The sequence below is a fragment of the Salipaludibacillus neizhouensis genome (assembly GCF_002886185.1).
GTDB classification, from domain to species: domain Bacteria; phylum Bacillota; class Bacilli; order Bacillales; family Salisediminibacteriaceae; genus Salipaludibacillus; species Salipaludibacillus neizhouensis.
This window is the reverse complement of record NZ_KZ614146.1, coordinates 1,641,788-1,659,409: the sequence shown is the minus strand read 5'-3', so window position 1 is coordinate 1,659,409 and position 17,622 is coordinate 1,641,788. Positions and strand designations below refer to the sequence as shown.

At 36.0% G+C, this 17,622-nt stretch carries 15 protein-coding genes and 1 pseudogene; 7 read left to right on the top strand and 9 right to left on the bottom strand.

Annotated features, from left to right (window positions below):
• Positions 1-8 precede the first annotated feature (8 nt).
• Positions 9-1,016 carry a substrate-binding domain-containing protein gene (locus CEF18_RS07835; protein ID WP_110935948.1) on the top strand — a complete coding sequence of 336 codons (1,008 nt, stop codon included), beginning with the start codon at positions 9-11 and terminating at the stop codon, positions 1,014-1,016.
• A 186-nt stretch (positions 1,017-1,202) separates the two neighbouring features.
• Here the strand turns inward: CEF18_RS07835 and CEF18_RS07830 are convergent, their stop codons facing one another.
• Positions 1,203-2,372, bottom strand: a complete 1,170-nt coding sequence (locus CEF18_RS07830; protein ID WP_110935947.1) for a TraB/GumN family protein — start codon at positions 2,370-2,372, stop codon at positions 1,203-1,205.
• A 290-nt stretch (positions 2,373-2,662) separates the two neighbouring features.
• Here CEF18_RS07830 and guaC point away from each other — a divergent pair, with 290 nt between their 5' ends.
• The 3 genes from guaC (at position 2,663) to CEF18_RS07815 (ending at position 6,025) form a co-directional block, all read left to right on the top strand.
• Positions 2,663-3,646, top strand: coding sequence for a GMP reductase (gene guaC / locus CEF18_RS07825; RefSeq protein WP_110935946.1), 984 nt, complete (start codon positions 2,663-2,665; stop codon positions 3,644-3,646).
• Between the two features lie 330 nt (positions 3,647-3,976).
• The gene (locus CEF18_RS07820) at positions 3,977-4,720 is read left to right on the top strand and encodes a glycerophosphodiester phosphodiesterase (RefSeq protein ID WP_110935945.1); all 744 of its coding nucleotides are present in this window, start codon (positions 3,977-3,979) and stop codon (positions 4,718-4,720) included.
• 15 nt (positions 4,721-4,735) lie between these two features.
• Positions 4,736-6,025 carry an MFS transporter gene (locus tag CEF18_RS07815; protein WP_110935944.1) on the top strand — a complete coding sequence of 430 codons (1,290 nt, stop codon included), beginning with the start codon at positions 4,736-4,738 and terminating at the stop codon, positions 6,023-6,025.
• 75 nt (positions 6,026-6,100) lie between these two features.
• Here the strand turns inward: CEF18_RS07815 and trpB are convergent, their stop codons facing one another.
• From trpB to CEF18_RS07790, 5 genes are all read right to left on the bottom strand, one after another.
• Positions 6,101-7,267, bottom strand: a complete 1,167-nt coding sequence (gene trpB / locus CEF18_RS07810) for a tryptophan synthase subunit beta (protein WP_110935943.1) — start codon at positions 7,265-7,267, stop codon at positions 6,101-6,103.
• A gap of 128 nt (positions 7,268-7,395) precedes the next feature.
• Positions 7,396-8,538 carry a glycosyltransferase family 4 protein gene (locus tag CEF18_RS07805; RefSeq protein ID WP_110935942.1) on the bottom strand — a complete coding sequence of 381 codons (1,143 nt, stop codon included), beginning with the start codon at positions 8,536-8,538 and terminating at the stop codon, positions 7,396-7,398.
• Between the two features lie 160 nt (positions 8,539-8,698).
• The gene (locus CEF18_RS07800) at positions 8,699-9,520 is read right to left on the bottom strand and encodes an alpha/beta fold hydrolase (protein WP_110935941.1); all 822 of its coding nucleotides are present in this window, start codon (positions 9,518-9,520) and stop codon (positions 8,699-8,701) included.
• A gap of 228 nt (positions 9,521-9,748) precedes the next feature.
• Positions 9,749-12,028 carry a beta-L-arabinofuranosidase domain-containing protein gene (locus CEF18_RS07795; RefSeq protein ID WP_110935940.1) on the bottom strand — a complete coding sequence of 760 codons (2,280 nt, stop codon included), beginning with the start codon at positions 12,026-12,028 and terminating at the stop codon, positions 9,749-9,751.
• A 224-nt stretch (positions 12,029-12,252) separates the two neighbouring features.
• Positions 12,253-13,041, bottom strand: coding sequence for an HAD family hydrolase (locus CEF18_RS07790; RefSeq protein ID WP_110935939.1), 789 nt, complete (start codon positions 13,039-13,041; stop codon positions 12,253-12,255).
• 969 nt (positions 13,042-14,010) lie between these two features.
• Here CEF18_RS07790 and CEF18_RS07785 point away from each other — a divergent pair.
• Both CEF18_RS07785 and CEF18_RS25825 read left to right on the top strand, forming a co-directional pair.
• On the top strand, positions 14,011-14,211 hold the full coding sequence (locus CEF18_RS07785) for a hypothetical protein (RefSeq protein ID WP_110935938.1): 201 nt from the start codon (positions 14,011-14,013) through the stop codon (positions 14,209-14,211).
• A gap of 240 nt (positions 14,212-14,451) precedes the next feature.
• The gene (locus CEF18_RS25825; RefSeq protein ID WP_183041186.1) at positions 14,452-14,607 is read left to right on the top strand and encodes a hypothetical protein; all 156 of its coding nucleotides are present in this window, start codon (positions 14,452-14,454) and stop codon (positions 14,605-14,607) included.
• A gap of 604 nt (positions 14,608-15,211) precedes the next feature.
• On the opposite strand, the gene CEF18_RS07780 is transcribed toward CEF18_RS25825, so the two are convergent.
• From CEF18_RS07780 to CEF18_RS07770, 3 genes and pseudogenes are all read right to left on the bottom strand, one after another.
• Positions 15,212-15,799 carry a DNA-3-methyladenine glycosylase gene (locus tag CEF18_RS07780; protein ID WP_110935937.1) on the bottom strand — a complete coding sequence of 196 codons (588 nt, stop codon included), beginning with the start codon at positions 15,797-15,799 and terminating at the stop codon, positions 15,212-15,214.
• Positions 15,800-15,827: 28 nt separating this feature from the next.
• Positions 15,828-16,795 (bottom strand): annotated as a pseudogene (locus tag CEF18_RS07775) (calcium/sodium antiporter).
• 190 nt (positions 16,796-16,985) lie between these two features.
• Positions 16,986-17,309, bottom strand: coding sequence for a toprim domain-containing protein (locus tag CEF18_RS07770; RefSeq protein ID WP_110935936.1), 324 nt, complete (start codon positions 17,307-17,309; stop codon positions 16,986-16,988).
• Between the two features lie 158 nt (positions 17,310-17,467).
• On the opposite strand from CEF18_RS07770, the gene CEF18_RS26820 reads away from it, so the two are divergent.
• Positions 17,468-17,602, top strand: coding sequence for a hypothetical protein (locus CEF18_RS26820; protein ID WP_259457970.1), 135 nt, complete (start codon positions 17,468-17,470; stop codon positions 17,600-17,602).
• The last annotated feature ends 20 nt before the right edge of the window (positions 17,603-17,622 follow it).

The window sequence follows — 17,622 nt, the reverse complement described above, 5'->3', positions numbered from 1 at the left end:
GGATTACCATGATGAAAATGTTGTTTACTGTAATGACAGGATTATGCGGAATCATCATAATGAGTTCTTGTAATCCCCTTGAGTCGACTGAAAAACCTGTCTCTATAGAACCGGAGGCAGAGCAATCAATTAAAGACGAAGAAAGACTAACTTTTGCCATTGTATACCCTGTGGCACACCCTTTCTTTGAAGGAGTCACATTAAGTGCAAAAGAAACAGCTGAAAATGTCGAGAAAGGAATTGATATTCTTATTCGTGCCCCCGCGGCAGCTAGTGTTGAAGAACAGATTCAAATAATGGAAAACCTGATTCAGCAAAAAGTTGACGGTATAGCTGTTGGACCAACTGATTCTTCTGCATTGACCCCTTATATTAATCAAGCAATAGATGCTGGAATAAATGTGATATGTTTTGATACAGATGCACCTGAAAGCAAACGAATTTCTTATATCGGTACAGACAATCTTGCAGCTGGTAAACATATTGGAGAAGTAGTTGCACGGTTACTGAATGAAGAAGGAACAATCATCGTAAGTACTGGATTATCAACGATGCAGAATCTTAACTCCAGAATTGAAGGGGTCAAAAACACTCTTAAGGATTATCCGAATATCGAAGTTCTCGATATCAGATTCAGTAATGGAATTCCTTCTGATACTATCACAAATATTGAAAATATGATTGAGGACTTTCCTGAATTTGATGCGTTAATCGGAGTAGATTCGCTTTCGGGTCCAGCAGCAGTAACAGTATGGAAAGCTAAAGGGCTTACGGATAAAAAAATGGTTACTTTCGATGATTTACCTATGATCCTTGATGGAATTTCTAACAATCAAATATCAAGTACGATTTCCCAAAGTCAGTATACCTGGGGCGAATTAATTGTAGAAAATCTCTTGGATTCCTATCTTGGCAATGAGGTCCCCTCTTTTGAGGAGACCGAAACGCTCGAAGTAAATTCTAAAAATATTGATCAGTATATAAATGATTCAAAACTCGTTCCATATAACAATTAAAACTTAAATTTTCATGCCGGCACATTGAAACGCCTATCAAATCTTTATGATTTGTTAGGCGTTTTTTTAAAAGATTAATATGTATACGTTAACAGCTCTCTTTGCACCACAAGTGTCAAGAGAAAAACAACCTTGACACTTAAATGTTATGGTAAAAGCTCACATTATACGAGTTTTTCTATTATTTTACGTGAAGTTTTGCAGGAACAAACGGATGACATCCGCACCACCAATAAAGGTTCCGATCGTACTGCCAATATTACTCAAAACTACTACGAGTAAAATACGTGTTACTTTATTATCCCGGAAGCCTTTAAAATTATAGACATCTTCTGATAAGCTTTCAAAATCACTCACGTTTGGACGCCTAAAATATGTTTGTGTAATTCCAGCAAACCATCCTGCTGCTATAAGCGGACTCAAAGAACTTATAGGCGCAACGAGGAAAGCTGTGAGAACTGCTGCCGGATGACCAAAGGCAATCAAAGCACCTATTGCAGAAAAAGAACCGTTCCAAAGTATCCAGCTAATAATTTGTTGGATCCCATCAGCAGGATTGGCAATTAATGTGTACGCGATAATACCAACTATAGCTAACGGAATTGCCCAAGCAAGAATCTTTGGAATTTTTGATTTAGCTGGCTTTTCGCATAATGCTTCTAAATCGTGGTCCTTTTTTATTTCTTCTTTAATACCTGGGATATGTGCCGCACCTAAGACAGCAACGATCTTTTTCCCTGGAGCCTCTTTGATCTTCTGAGATAAATATTGATCCCTTTCGTCTATTAAAGGAACCTTTAATTTTGGAAAAGAATTCGTGAATTCCTCAAGCGCGGAATTCAGCATATCTTCCGACTTCATTCGTTCTAAATCTTTTTCGGAAAGTTCTTCCTTGCTGAAAATACTGGCTACAATAGTTGTAATTAGTTTCGCTTTTCCCCATATACCTATTCCATTCCAAATACGAGAAAAAGTAATTTGAATATTTCTATCCGCAAGTACTACTTCAGCCCCTAAATTATTTGCTGATTCAATCCCTTGAATCATCTCTTGACCGGGCTTTATATCAAATTGCTTTGCCATTCTTTTTTGGAAAGAAGATATCAGTAGATTCATAAGAAGTAAGGTAGCTTTCTTCTCTTTCACAACTTTAAATATGTCCATATCCTTCCACTGGCTATCCTGCATAACCGCCGTATATCTTTGTTCATCCAATTCCACACATACAGTATCTGGTTTTTCAGCTTCAATAACTTCTTTTACTTGTTCGGCACTTTGCTTGGAAACGTGAGCAGTGCCTATAAGGATCAGTTCCTTATCACCTATGTTTAATCTAGTTATATTTTGCTCTGTCATATATTACCTTCCTTTTAACTATTCACTGGTTACGATAGTTATTATATTATTTGATTCAATGGTTAACAATAATTAGCATAACACTTATCTTCATTATATCGCTATGTTTTCAATAGTGTAAGTGTAATCTTTCTAGTGAATTCTTGTAACCGTTATTTACATACCGATATAAATAATAAATAGAATCATCACGAATACTTTGACATTCTCTATTGATTGATGTAAATTATCTATTGGGCGAACATTAATACAAAAAAAATATTTATTATTCGTTTTTAGGAGTGGATATTATGGATAATGCGTTTGATTATGAAGATATACAGTTAATTCCGGCAAAGTGTGTAGTGAAAAGTCGATCCGAGTGTGATACAACGGTTGAATTGGGTGGACGTTCTTTTAAATTGCCTGTTGTACCTGCGAATATGCAGACAATTATTGATGAAAAAATTGCAACTTTTTTAGCAGAGAAAGGCTATTTTTATGTAATGCACCGTTTTGAGCCGGAAAAAAGACAATTATTTATTAAAGATATGGAGTCACGAGGTCTATTTACCTCTATTAGTGTAGGAGTCAAAGCGGAAGAATATAAATTTATCGAAGAATTAGCCTCCGAAAGTCTTATACCTGATTACATTACTATTGATATCGCTCATGGTCATTCAAATGAAGTGATTGATATGATACAACATATTAAAAAACACCTTCCAACAAGTTTTGTTATTGCTGGAAATGTTGGTACACCCGAAGCTGTACGTGAATTAGAGCATGCTGGTGCCGATGCAACAAAAGTCGGTATTGGTCCAGGTAAGGTTTGTATTACGAAAATTAAAACAGGATTTGGAACTGGTGGATGGCAATTAGCTGCTCTTCGCTGGTGTGCAAAAGCAGCTAGTAAACCAATTATTGCTGACGGAGGCATCCGTACGAATGGAGATATCGCTAAATCATTCAGATTTGGAGCGACAATGGTGATGATTGGTTCCTTATTTGCCGGTCACGAAGAATCACCTGGTGAAACGTTTGAGAAAGACGGAAAGCTTTTTAAAGAATATTTTGGTTCAGCTTCAGAATTTCAAAAAGGTGAAAAGAAAAATGTTGAAGGTAAAAAAATGTATGTCGAACATAAAGGTTCACTGGAAGAAACGCTGAAAGAAATGGAACAAGATCTCCAATCCTCTATCTCTTATGCTGGAGGAAATAAGTTAGAAGCAATTCGCACTGTTGATTACGTCATTGTGAAGAATTCTATCTTTAATGGCGATAAAGTCTACTAGGCTTTGCTAGACAAATCGAATACGTTTATGAAATGAGCGGGGATTTTTCAATCCTCGTTCTTTTTTTTGAGAAAGTATAAGTTGACAGCTATCTTTACGCCACAAGTGTCAAGGGAAACCCACCTCCTTTCGAGTAGCACCTACACGTATTACGTAGGTGCTACTCGGGGTGGCTAAAGATCACGCTGTATTTAACAAAAGACGCTACGCGTTTTTCTTATCCTATGTAAACTTTTTGTAAATATTTATCAGACTAAAGGAATTGATACCTTGAGGATGGTATATGTATAGAGAGATAATAGACTAACCAAGTTGAGGTGATTGATTGAAATGATACATAATACTGCAATTTTTGCTCACAGGGGTTCTGCGGGTACTCATCCAGAGAATACAATGGTATCTTTTGAGGCTGGCTTAAAAGCTGGTGCGGAAGGCATAAAATTTGATGTGCAGCTAACGAAAGATGACATCCCTGTGGTGATTCATGACGAGACGGTTAATCGAACGACAAATGCTCATGGATGGGTTAAAGACTTCACCTACGAGGAGTTGAAATCATTCGATGCTGGAAGCTGGTTTGCGCCTTCTTTTCAAGGAGTCATCATCCCATCACTTGAAGAATTATTTAGTTGGGCTGTCCATACACAACTTAAATTAAACGTAAAACTTAAAAGTGGCGTTATTCATTACCCTGGCATGGAAAAAATAGTGATAGATTTGATCACCAAGTATCAGTTAAAAGATAGTGTGATTATTTCATCATTTAATCATTATAGCCTTGTTGAGTGCCATCGATTAGATCCTGAAATGGAGACAGCTATTTTATTCATGGAAGGTCTGTACGAGCCATGGAATTATGCGCATAGTATTGGGGCTAGTGGATTACACTGTTTTTTACCAGTGGCAGGTTCTGATTTACTGGCTGGTGCTCATCAAGCAAATATGGCAGTTCGACCATTTACTGTGAATGAAGACGACCATATTCAAGCTTTGATAAAACGACACTGTGCAGCGATTATTACTGATTGGCCAGAAAAAGCAGTACACATTCGTAAGGCAATGCAAAAGGGATAAACTGGAGGCGTTTTAATGACACAGGATAAGCCATTTTCGTACGGGAAAATATTCGCTATTGGCAGCGGATTCTTTGCATTAACGCTTGGATGGACGTTTTATAATGCTTATATGCCGCTTCTTCTTGGTGACTACATTGAAAGTAGAGCTATTCGAGGGGGAATAATGGGTTTAGACAATTTACTTGCGGTCATCCTCATACCCTTCATTGGTGCTTGGTCGGATAAAGTTGATACTAAGCTTGGTAAGCGACTGCCTTTTATTGTCGTAGGTATGCCGGCTGCCGCTCTTTTCTTTATTCTGATTCCATATGGAGCTCTGAATACACTATGGCTGCTGCTGGCTATAGATATCATGTTTTTGCTTGCAATGACGATTTATCGTGCACCAGTTATCGCATTAATGCCTGATCACACCCCTTCTGAAAAACGGTCAACAGCGAATGGGATTATTAATCTCATGGGTGGTATTGGCGCGCTAATTGCATTATTTGGTTTATCCACCTTATACGGAATAGAGAGGACTTACCCTTTTATTGTGGCTGGGATTCTTCTATTACTGTCATTTATATTTCTTTATTTTACTGTAGATAGACGTCCGCCTTATGTTGGTTCATCCGAAGACGAAATAGAGGAAATACAAGCGTCTAAGTCTTTTTTTCATGGATTTGGCAAAATATTAAAGCCTGAGTTCAGAGGACATTTCTTTATCCTTTTTGCGATCTTTTTGTATTTTATTGGTTATGCAGGTTTAGAAGCACAATTCACAGTATACGCTGTTGAGTTCTTGAAGATGGAAGCCGGTAAGGCAGGTTTTACACTTGGATTTTTCAGTTTAGCTTTTGTTATTTTTGCTGTTCCTGCTGGTCTTTTGGGAAGTAAGCTAGGTAAATTGCCGATTATGCTCATAGGTTTAGTTATTTTACCACTCACATTCATTTCCATTCCTTCTCTTCCGTTATTAAATACTGTATTTCCGGAATTAAACCAAGTGCTGGTTTTGCAACTCGTTCTGTTTAGTGGAGGAATAGCTTGGGCGTTCATTAATGTGCAAGCCTATCCTTTAGTTGCTGATCTAGGTGGAATGAGTAAGATCGGTTTTTTCACAGGATTATATTATTTGTTCTCCATGGCCTCTTCTATTATAGCTCCTGGATTACTTGGTTTAATAATGGATGTGTTCTCCCCTCCTTCTTTGTTTTATGGAGCAGCTTTGACGTTTGTGATTGCTTTTTATTTCTTGAAAAAAGGAAGTAATATTGTTAGAAAAAATAAAGCTCTGATTAATGACAGTATCTCATTTTAATAAGAGGCGGTGAAAGTAAAATAAAGAGGATGTCTCTAAGGTTCTTCTACCTTTTGAGACATCCTCTTTTCAACATTATTTATTTAATAGTTTAAAGACTTGCTCTACATCCTTATCTCCCCGACCTGACAAATTAACAATAATGATGTCATCGTGACTCAGTTCTTTTGCAAGTTTAATAGCATAGGAGATGGCATGGGCACTTTCTAAGGCTGGAAGGATTCCTTCTTTTATGGATAGAAGCTGAAAGGCTTCCAGGGCTTCATCTCCAGTTACTGTAACATATTCAGCTCGTCCGGATTCCTTTAAATAACTATGCTCTGGACCAATGCCTGGATAATCTAACCCTGCAGAAATGGAATAAGTTGGTTTGGGATTTCCTTCTTCATCTATCAACGTCAAACATCTAAATCCATGAATAACCGCTGAGACACCTTCTGTTAAGGTCGGTGCTTCAGCTGGCTCTACGCCAATTAATCGAACATCTTCCTCGTCGATATAATGCGCGAATGCTCCGATAGCATTGCTCCCACCACCAGTACAAGCTACGACAGCTGTTGGGAGTTTACCTTCTTTTTCTAAAATCTGTTTTTTCGATTCCTCACTTATAATTGATTGAAAATGTTTTACCATCGTAGGGAATGGATGTGGACCTACAACAGAACCTAGTAGATAGAAAGTATGTTGATAGTTTTCTACTAAGTCATTTAATGCAGCATCTACAGCATCTTTTAATCTTCCTTGACCGGCATCAACAGAGATAACTTTTGCACCTAAAACCTCCATACGAAAAACATTCAATGCTTGACGTTCCGTATCCAGTTTACCCATGTAAACAATACATTCCATTTTGAACATTGCGCAAGCCGTCGCCGTGGCTACACCATGTTGTCCTGCACCTGTTTCAGCAATAATTCTTTTGGCACCCATGCGTTTAGCAAGCAGAATTTGACCAATGACATTATTAATTTTATGGGCTCCCGTATGATTTAAGTCTTCCCGTTTGAGATATATTTTGGCTCCGTTCGCATATTCAGTAATGTTTTCAGCAAACGTTAATGGGTTTTCTCTACCCACATATTCTTTTAAATAATAGTTATATTCTGCAATAAATTCCGGATCATTCTTGTAATATTCAAAGTTTTCTTCGAGTATGTCCATGACCTTTTGAAGTTCTTCAGGAATAAAACTACCTCCAAACTCACCAAAATACCCTTTTTTCATTTCAACTTCTCTACTCATCTCAGCTACACTCCTCTATTCTCAGCTATTTTATAAAGATGAGTTTAATTATAAAGCTTAACTACTATTCAATCAATATATAATTATATTAATTTTAACACTCTTCTGAAATCTGATCTAACGAACAATTAAGCAGAATGCCGAATGGTCTTTTTCAATACATTTTCATATCCTTTGATTAACTCCGCTAAGATTTCATCCCATGATTGAGTTAAAGCGTATGTTCTTGCCTGAGAGCTCATTTCTTTCCTTTGCTCCTCATTTGAAAGTAATCGTTCCGTATATTTTATAAAATAAGTTGTGTCATCAGGAGGACATAAATAACCAGTAGTATCGTGGTCAATCAAATGTTGAACCCCTCCTGCTTCTGCTCCTATAACAGGTAACCCAGCGGATAAAGCTTCGAGCACAACATTTCCAAATGTTTCCGTAGAGGATGGGAAAATGAACAGATCACTTGAAGCGTACACTTCAGCTAGTGCTTCTCCTTCTAAAAAACCTGTAAAGGTCACTTTTTCCTGATTAGCTTGTTTTAATTGGTTTAATAAAGGTCCATCACCTGCAATAATGAGGTGTGTTTGATGATATAGGGTGGGAGGAAGCGAGTGAAAGGTGTCTAATGCTATTTGGACGCCTTTTTCAGCGGATAATCGTCCAACGTACAATAAAATATTTTTTTCTTTTATTCCGTATTTTTTCTTCAGTTCAATTGTACGATTGGCAGGGGAAAAAAACTGATGATTGACACCTCTTCCCCAAACATCAATTTCAGAGTGGATTTTGTGTTTATATAATTTATCTCTTGTACTAATAGATGGAACATACAGTTTTTCAAATGAGCGATGGAACCACACCATATACCGCCAATACCATGTTTTTAAAAGTGGTAAGTGATAATAGTCCAAATATTCGTCAAAGTGCGTGTGATAGGAAGCTACCATTGGAATATTGTATTTTTTACCGTAGTAAAGACCGTAAAGACCAACGTTAAATGGAGTCACTATATGAATTAGGTCCGGTGAAAAATCATGAAGAGATTGTTTCAACAGGTTCATATTCGGAAACGCCAGTCGGCATTCAGGATATAAAAGCAACGGGATACTCGCTAACCTCTCAACACTAGTAATGTCAGGAGTACTGAGCTGATTTTCAGGTACAAATAATTTGTATTCAATACCTACTTTATCCAAATAATCCGTCAATCTCTTCAACGTTCTGGCCACTCCATTTATTTCTGGGGAATACGTATCAGAAAAAATTGCTATCCTCACTTTATAACCTCCCAATTGATCATTAACTATCTGTTTCAAACTTAACAGATAATTGTGAACTCATTGTTGAGGTAACTTAAAGGTTTCGTTTTCACGTAAACAAAATCTATACATATTCTTTACAACATTCATTTAACTAGCTTACCTACTGAAAAACTTGCTAACAGCAATGAGAGATGATCGCTTCACAAACTTCATTAGGACGTTCTTCGGTAATAAGGTGTCCAGTCTCTTTGAAGGTGATCATCCGAGCTTCGGGTAAATCTTCCGCTAATTTATTACCAATGTGAATAGGGACCACGCGGTCTTCTTCTCCCCAAATTAATAAAGAGGGTATGGCTATCTCTTGAAGCTGTTCCGATGTTAAGTCTCCTTCCCTGTAACGTAACAGCCTAGCAAGACCTTTATAGAAGTTTTTATCTGTTAATGGTTTACCAAACTCTTCAACATGTTTTTCTGTAATCAATGATTGATTATACACGACATTTTTTAATGCTTTAACAACGCCTGTCCGATTAACGTATAAATAAATGAATCTATCAAAAAAAGGAAGGTAAGAACTGTAAATCCAAATCTTACGTGATTTTTTAAGATAACCAGAACATCCAAGTAATACTAGACCCTTCACTCTTTGTGGCATTAATTTAACAACATTCAAAGCAATTTGTCCTCCCATAGAGTGACCAGCTATATAAAATTGCCCCAAGTTGAAATAGTCTGCACATTCTTTCACAAATTTAGCGTAATTATGGTAGGAGTATATAAAGGATTGTGATTTTTCACTTTTTCCAAAACCGGGAAAGTCAATCGCAATCACAGAGTAATGCTCTTGAAGAATAGGGATAATACGATGAAATGTATACGTTGAAGACAAGAAACCATGTAAAAGTAAAATAGGAGGTTTGCCATTCATGACATACTCACAATGAATCTCTAATCCATCTATTAAACATATTTCATTTTTTATATCGAGCTTTTTCATCACTTTTCTCCTCTATTAATTTCTATAACCACTCTTAGACAACATTCCCTAATACAGTAATTTAATCCATGAATTTTTGTAAAACTTTATGTACGAGCTCAAAATAGAGAAAGGTGAAGATGAAGTACTAACTGTTCTATTAAGGAAAACTCACAGCGCCTTATTTTACCTTATTAAAATAAAAAAATGCCTAATCTCTCATCGAGAAATCAGGCAAAATAAAGAATTTTATTCGTTTAACTTAACAATTCTGACACCATATATACCGCCAGCAATTTTTCCTTCGGAGGACTTAAATTTTACTTCTATCTTTTGTTTTCCTTTCAATAGATCCTGTGGTATAGCATATTGAACTTCAAATGTACTAACAGGTGAACCGTGACCATCCAACGTTTGATTTACAATTGGGGTGTCATCAATTAAAATGTTAAATTCACGAACGTATTTTTTCTCATTTTCTATTATTGTTCGATCGCCGCCAAAATAGGTTACTTCTAAATACATTTTTTTGTCCGATTCAACAGCCATGTCGTAGCTAAAGAATCCTCCATCTCTTGCATCACGCCATCCTCTTTGGACAAGTGCCAGATAGTCAGATTGCGAATTTTGTTTTTGGATATTGTGTTCCACTTCAGGTTGTTGTTCATTTGGCTGAACCTCATCTACCGTATGTGCTCGGCGTTTTTCGAGTTCATCTTGCTCTTTATCCTCAAACACTTCAAATTCTTGTTGCTCCATCACATTCCAATACAATGTGTACCTTTCATGATGGAGATTATAAAATGGAACAAGAGTCAGTTTTTGATTCCCAGGTTGACCAATAGCTTCTGTCTCAAATGTTAATTGTTTACCATCGACTTGTTTTAGCCAATCCTGCACATTTTCTTTGTCTGCTACAAGTGTAGGCACTTGAATTAACGGGTGATTATTTAACTTTAAGTGATCAGCAAGAATGTCGCTTTCAGGAAAATTTTCTTTCCCTAATGCCCCAGCTAGTACTAGAGGACCATACATAATTCCTATTTTATTCGATTGATCTTTTGCTTTATAGGTATGCAGATTCATAGGGAGATGAATGTCAACTGTATCCCCAGATTGCCATTCTCTACTGAGTGTTAAATATCCATTTTCAGAGCGAGAATACTTCTCTTTACCATTTATCACAACCGATACTTCGCCTGCAACCCAATAAGGAACACGAATATGAAGATTTAATCGTTCACTTTCCGCTTCTTCAAAAACTAACGTAGTCTTATCAGTATGCGGAAAATCTGCCTTTTGTTTGATTTTAACCTGTTTTTCATCCATATCAAGTTCCGATGAAATAAACAAATTTACATATAAATCGTCATTACTTGATTGGTAAATGTTTCGCGTATATCGAGCCGGGTTTTCCATTCCTGTTCCTGTACAACACCAAAAAGAGTCATCTGGTGAGCAATAGACCTTGAAATGGCCAGGTTGTGAAGAAATAAAATATGTTTTCATTCCTGAATGTGGATCTTGAGATGCTAATATGTGATTGTATAATGCTCTTTCATAATAATCAATGTGTTTAGCCTCCTTGAACCAGTCAAATATATGCTCCGTCAGCTTCAACATATTGTAAGTGTTACAAGTTTCCGTTGTCTGAACACCAAGTTTTTCGTCATTGCTTGGACCAAAATGTTCATTAATACTATTTCCACCAATAATATAGGAACGAGATTCTGTAACTAGATCCCAAAAGAAACATGCGATTTTTTTATACTTCATATCCCCAGTGATATTAAAGAGTTTTGCAGCACCGATTACTTTAGGAATTTGAGTATTTGCATGTTTTCCTTCTAGGTCATCGATTCCTTTTGATAAAGGATCCAGTACAGCAAGATGGCAAAATCGGATAGCGAGATTTAAGTAGTCTTCATTTCCTGTAATCGTGTACAGATCAGCCATTGCCTCATTCATACCACCGTGCTCACAAGTAAGCATTTTTTGAAATTGCTCTTCGGACAAATTATCCGTGCCTTTCTTCGCCCAGTCTGCTAGATTGATAACAACCTCCAGAGCTTTATCATTACTAATAAGTGTATAAATATCTATGAGTCCGGCAAATATTTTATGTAAGCTGTACCAAGGAACCCATTGTCCAGCCAAACTAAAATGTTCTACTTCAAAATCGCCGGAAAAAGCTTTGTCATAACAATCTCTTGGAAATCCACTTACATATCCCTTATCATCAAAACGTTGAATATGAGCAAGTTCGTCAACGGCATATTCCAATTTTTCTAAGAGTTTACCATCTTTTGTAATCGTGTACATTTGAGCAGCTGCTGATAACCAATGTCCTATCGAGTGACCACTTATTCCTGTCGATTCCCACCCACCATATCGGGGCTTTTTAGGCTTTTGTGAAGCCGATTCATAACAAGGTGCGACTAAACGATCAACATCAAGATAGAGCAAGTAATCTTTTCCTTTTTGCTGCGAATCCTTGAATATTCCACTTAATAAAGTAACTTTATCCATATAATCGTCCTCCTTTTAACCCTATTAAACCTATTTCATTAATAAATAGATTAATTAGATAATATAAATAAATATTATCATAGAATTAAATATGATAATAGTGGAATGTGTTTTTCTTCTGGATAATCTGGTATTTTAAACACAACAAATCCGAATCGGGTTGAGCGATTCGGTTAGGTGGTAACTTTTTAGTTTAGACCGCGTTATACAATGCTTCTGTCATTTTATACAGCATAGGAGCTAATTAAATAGCGCTCAATAAATTCGGCGAGACCATCGTGTTCATGATGACCGGTGACGAAGTCCGCAGCTTCTTTTACCAAACTACCAGCATTACTCATAGCGACGCCTGTTCCTGCATTGCTAAGCATTTGGATATCGTTTGGTCCATCCCCTATGGTGACTACTTCAGTCGTTGGAATACTATAGGCCCGAAGCAATGTTCGGATAGCAGACCATTTTGATACGCCATTAGCGAGAATTTCAAATCCATCATTCCAATCAATGACCTCACCATGCTTTGAAAACTTCCTTGCAAACTCTGTACTCGAAGTTCCTGTCCGAATACTATACTTTAGTACATCCCGATAGTTAGCAAGCCTTAAATCTCCAATATAGGATGGAGGTATGTTCCCCTCTCTCGTCCACTCATCTATTTCAATACTGGTCCGTTTACAATATAGTCCAGTTGCCGTATGAACAATGACATTGCAAGGATCATCCCCCGTCAATTGGTGAAAATACTCATCATCTAATAGAATTGTTTTTTTCTGAATCGCTTTACCTGTTCGACCATCGTGAATAGAAGCCCCGTTCAGACATATCATTGGTGTCATTAATCCTAGCGCTTTATGGTAGGGAGCAGTAATTTCATATTGTCGGCCCGTTGCGAGAAAAACTTTGATCCCTTGATTAATTAGTGCATGAATTGCTTCCTTATTTCTCTGAGAAATTTCGTTTGAAGTTGTTAAGAGCGTTCCATCCATGTCGATAAACACTGCGCGCACATCCATCGTAAAAATTACCTCCTCGTTTCCTTTGATGAGATCATCGTATCATCTGGATATTAAGAACTTTTTAACAGATTGTTTTATTTAGATGAATTTCGTAAAGCAAACGTAAAGGAAAATTTCACATTCCGTTTCTGGTGAAGTAGCAGTTTTAATTTATATGAACCCGTTTCCCCTATTATTAGGGATCTAAGGGCTATCTACCTATTAAGGAAGAAACAAATCTATAAAAGCTTATTGTTACTTAACTATTTCAAAAACGATAAAAAAAGTGTCCAGTGTACTGCCCAACTTAGTCAATTACTTTCTGCATGAGATTTTGCATGGATCGTTTTCTAACTTAAATAAACCAAGGTGGTTCACAAAATGTTCAATGTCTTCCTTTTCCCTGTGATATAAATCACTTAGTTTATCTGAATTTCAATCTATAAACAGTAGCAATTAATTATGTAAATGGTGAGGGCAACCATGGGATTAAAATTGAAGGTACAGATGTAGATATTGAAGATGGTGAAAGTGCAACTGTTAACCTTGAACCTGGGGAGTATAAAATACTTTGCAGTATCATGTGCGGAGCAGATCACGATGATATGACAGCAATGCTTGTTGTTGAATAACTAACATTACATGACGTTAAAGTATGTTTCTATTGCTTTAACGTTTTTTTGTGTAAATAAAAATTGATTAAGTCTTAGTGTTTAGAGATTGTTGTTTCCTTTCGAACAAAAGAATCCCCCCCCCTTTTTTTTACCCTTAAGTGAAGTGATGGTGAAAATATTTAATTCTTTTCTATCGTCATCTATTTTACTTATTTATAACTTTATTAAAGTGTGTTACATTTAAAGAAGTATTTAATATATTTCTTTTACTCTCCTCACATATGTTCTTCTAAATCAATAACGGATGAGACATTTGGTAATACTGGTATTACGTATAATATTCTAATATTTTTTCAGAAAGGATTTTAACACTATGGACTCTATTCCTTACCTCATCATAACCTTAATTATATGCTTAGCAGGTCTTGTCGGAACCGTTCTTGTTGGTATGAAACCAGATGACAAAAACTATAGTAAAGACACAAAATCTCGCTTAATTATTTTAAGCATTATTTATGTCGTAACGTTTGTTCCAGCACTTATAGGGACAATTGTTTATTTCTTCTTTGTATAGTTTAAATTAAATAAGCAAAATAGATTGAATTTACTTTTTATCAATCAACACTAACCCCCCTCGAATTACGAGGGGGGTTAGTGTTGATTACATGATAGCAATAAATGATAAGGAACAGTCTTGTCTATTTATTCAATAATTTGAATTGACAGAAATCTTTCTGTCATAAAACCTTACGCAATGGAACATTAATTAACTAACCTGTACTATACTAAAATTATCAAAGGAGGGGATACACAAATGGAAAACATTGAACTGTCCCTATATACAGATGAAGAAGTATACTGGGCTATCTATCAATATGAGCAAAATAGAAAGCAAACAAAATATAAATTGGTTCGTAACAGAAATGAGCGTTTGTATAAAAATGCTACTAGAACAAGTATCTGTACTTGATTAGGACTTCCATTCTAAAAGTGAATTAAATCAGTTGTTTTAAACTTAATAATAACAAATGGAGGATATACAAATGGAAAACATTGAACTGTCCCTATACACAGATGAAGAAGTATACTGGGCTATTTACGAATACGAGCAAAAAAATCAACATAAATAAGCGGGGTCCTAACTACAAAAAAATATAAAGTGCGTGAGCAAAGAGAGTGACTTATAAGTCACTCTCCTTCATATCTGTGCACTATGTTAACTAAAAAGAGCTGGTTCATTTTTATTTATAATACCTTTTGAATAATCTTTCAGTTTATTTACATAATAATATATGTAAAGGAGAAATATTCCAGAAAAGGGTGAACAAAAAGTGATGTCTAATAAGTAAAAAGGAAATAGGAAATAGTACTCCTGATGACCTTGGATTAAGTGATGGAAATCAAAGCAAAATAGCTAGGAAAAGAGCCGCAAAAGAAGATAAAAAGAAATAAATATACTGGTTAAAGTTATATATAAACAAAGCACTTGTTCGATTAATCGAACAAGTGCTTTGTTTAGTTTAAATATGTTTTTTTGATATTACCCTTTGCTCTGAATTAACTAATTACTATCGTCAGCGAGAAACAAAACGATTACCTGTTTCCCAAAACCGCCAAGGATAATCTTTTGCCTCGCCACTATTTGCAATTCCAATTCTTGGTCCGTGGGAAATAGAGAGTGGTGTTTCACCTTCAGCGATAAAAATGGTATCACTATCTAATGGTTTTCCATAGTCATTCATTGTGATCCCCATTGCTTTTGTAAGTTTTCCCGGGCCACTCGTTAAATCTGTTTCTTTTTTTACTTTATCACGTCTTTGATACATTAGTTCAATCCCGGAAAGAGGTTCAACGGCCCGAATTAACACGGCTTGTGGTTGGCCTTCCTCTCCGCAAACAACGTTAACGAGACAGTGCGTGTGCATCGAATACGTGTAAGTATATCCTGGTGGACCAAACATGACCTCCGTTCGTTTCGTTCGTCTGTTTTGATAGCTGTGAGCTGCTTGATCAATTGGTCCCATGTAAGCCTCTGTCTCCACAATTCTACCTGTCGCTATGCCCTCTTCTGTTTTCTTCGCAAGGAGTTTCCCTAACAATGACTTGGCCAAAATTAACGCTTCTTGTTCGTAAAAGGTTTTAGACAAAGGCTGTAATAACATCTGATTTCTCCTGACTGTTATTCATGTATTAATTTCTTGCAATGATATAGAAAAGATAGATTACATAAGCAATAACTAGAAATATCCCTTCGTTTTTACCGATTTTAAAATGACTTCTAGAAAAGACAAGCAATACGACGGTGAGGATAATCATTAATAAAACATCAATAAAGATTTTTGGATCGATTTGCAAAGGAACAATGATTGCCGAAGCACCTAGTACAAATAAAATATTAAAGATGTTACTTCCAACAATATTACCCAGTGCAATTTCTGTTTGTTTTTTAATAGCTGCTGTAATAGATGTTACAAGTTCTGGTAGAGAAGTTCCAATAGCGACAATAGTCAAACCCACTAATGTTTCACTCATGCCTAATGCATAAGCAATTTCAGTGCTGCTGTTAACGACTAAATTCCCACCAAAAATGATTGCAGCAAGACCGATAAGAGTCAAGAAAATTTGTTTGCCCCATTTAGGGCTTGGACTATCCTTCTGTTTTTCTTCCACCAGAGGACTAATATTATTCTGTTTGTTCTTGCAACTTCTAAAATATAGTAAATGAAAACAGAAAGGATCAATAATAAGACTAAGCCCTCACTTCTCGTTACCACATTCAAATTTCCAGACTGCAACGCAATGTCACTCATAAATATAAATAAGGCAACACTAGCTAGTAATGTAAAAGGGATTTCTTTTCTAATTGTTTCATTCTCCACTGTTAAAGGAGCAATGATGGCAGTTACACCAACTACTAACGTGATGTTAAAAATATTACTCCCTACTACATTCCCCATTGCAACATCAGCATTTCCATTCAATGCTGCCATTATACTAACTGTTGCCTCGGGTGAACTCGTGCCAAAAGCTACTATCGTTAATCCTATAAGCATCGGTGATACGTTAAGTAAGCTTGCAATGTTAGACGAGCCATCCACAAAATAATTAGCGCCTTGTATTAATAAAGCAAATCCAATAATTAAAAATAAATATTCCAATGTCGTATTCCACCTTTCTTAAAAAACATTTATAAAACCTTTTGAGATATAGTCTGCTACTTAGATTTACTATTCTCGATTTAACGCTTATCTTAAAACTCTTGCGTATTGATTATTCTTCCTACGTTAAGAAATTACCTGAACTTAATTTTACTGTAAAAAATAAATACAGTTGTCCATTTGCTGGTTACTATTCTTTGACATTAAAATGACCCCCTAATATTTCTGTGAGATAATAAAAAGGAGTTGTTTCTATTTGACCATACGTCTTTTCTGTGTGAATATGAGTTGCGTTAGGTAATTCTCTTTTCAATTGTTTTCTCAATTTTTCACCTGATTGATCAGCATCAACTAGAATATAAACATCCAAATCTTCTATTGGAAAAATGAATCGTTCCAATTTCTCCTCACTTAACGTGCCGTAAGTACAAATCACTTCCACTGCTTCATCAAGTACTTGCTTCACTCGTTTACGATCGTTCTTCCCCTCTACGATCAAAACTTTATCAATCATCATTTATCCTCTCGCTTTTGAGTGTCTTTTAAAAAGATTTCTTCTACGTACGATAGAACTAACAGATTTCTAAAGATAATTCTTTTCTATACCAATATATTTCTCTTGAATTGCCAAAACTAAACATACAATGCAAATCATAAAGGAGGTATTCGATCATGGGGAAAAAAACGGTAACAGGAACAGATATTAATGAAGTTAAACGTCTTAATGATAAGTCTGGATTGACCTATAACGAAGCAAAAGCGGTCCTAGCTTCGAAAGAAAACAATAATGTGAAATCTAAGAACTAAATGTAAATTAAAAAGGCTTC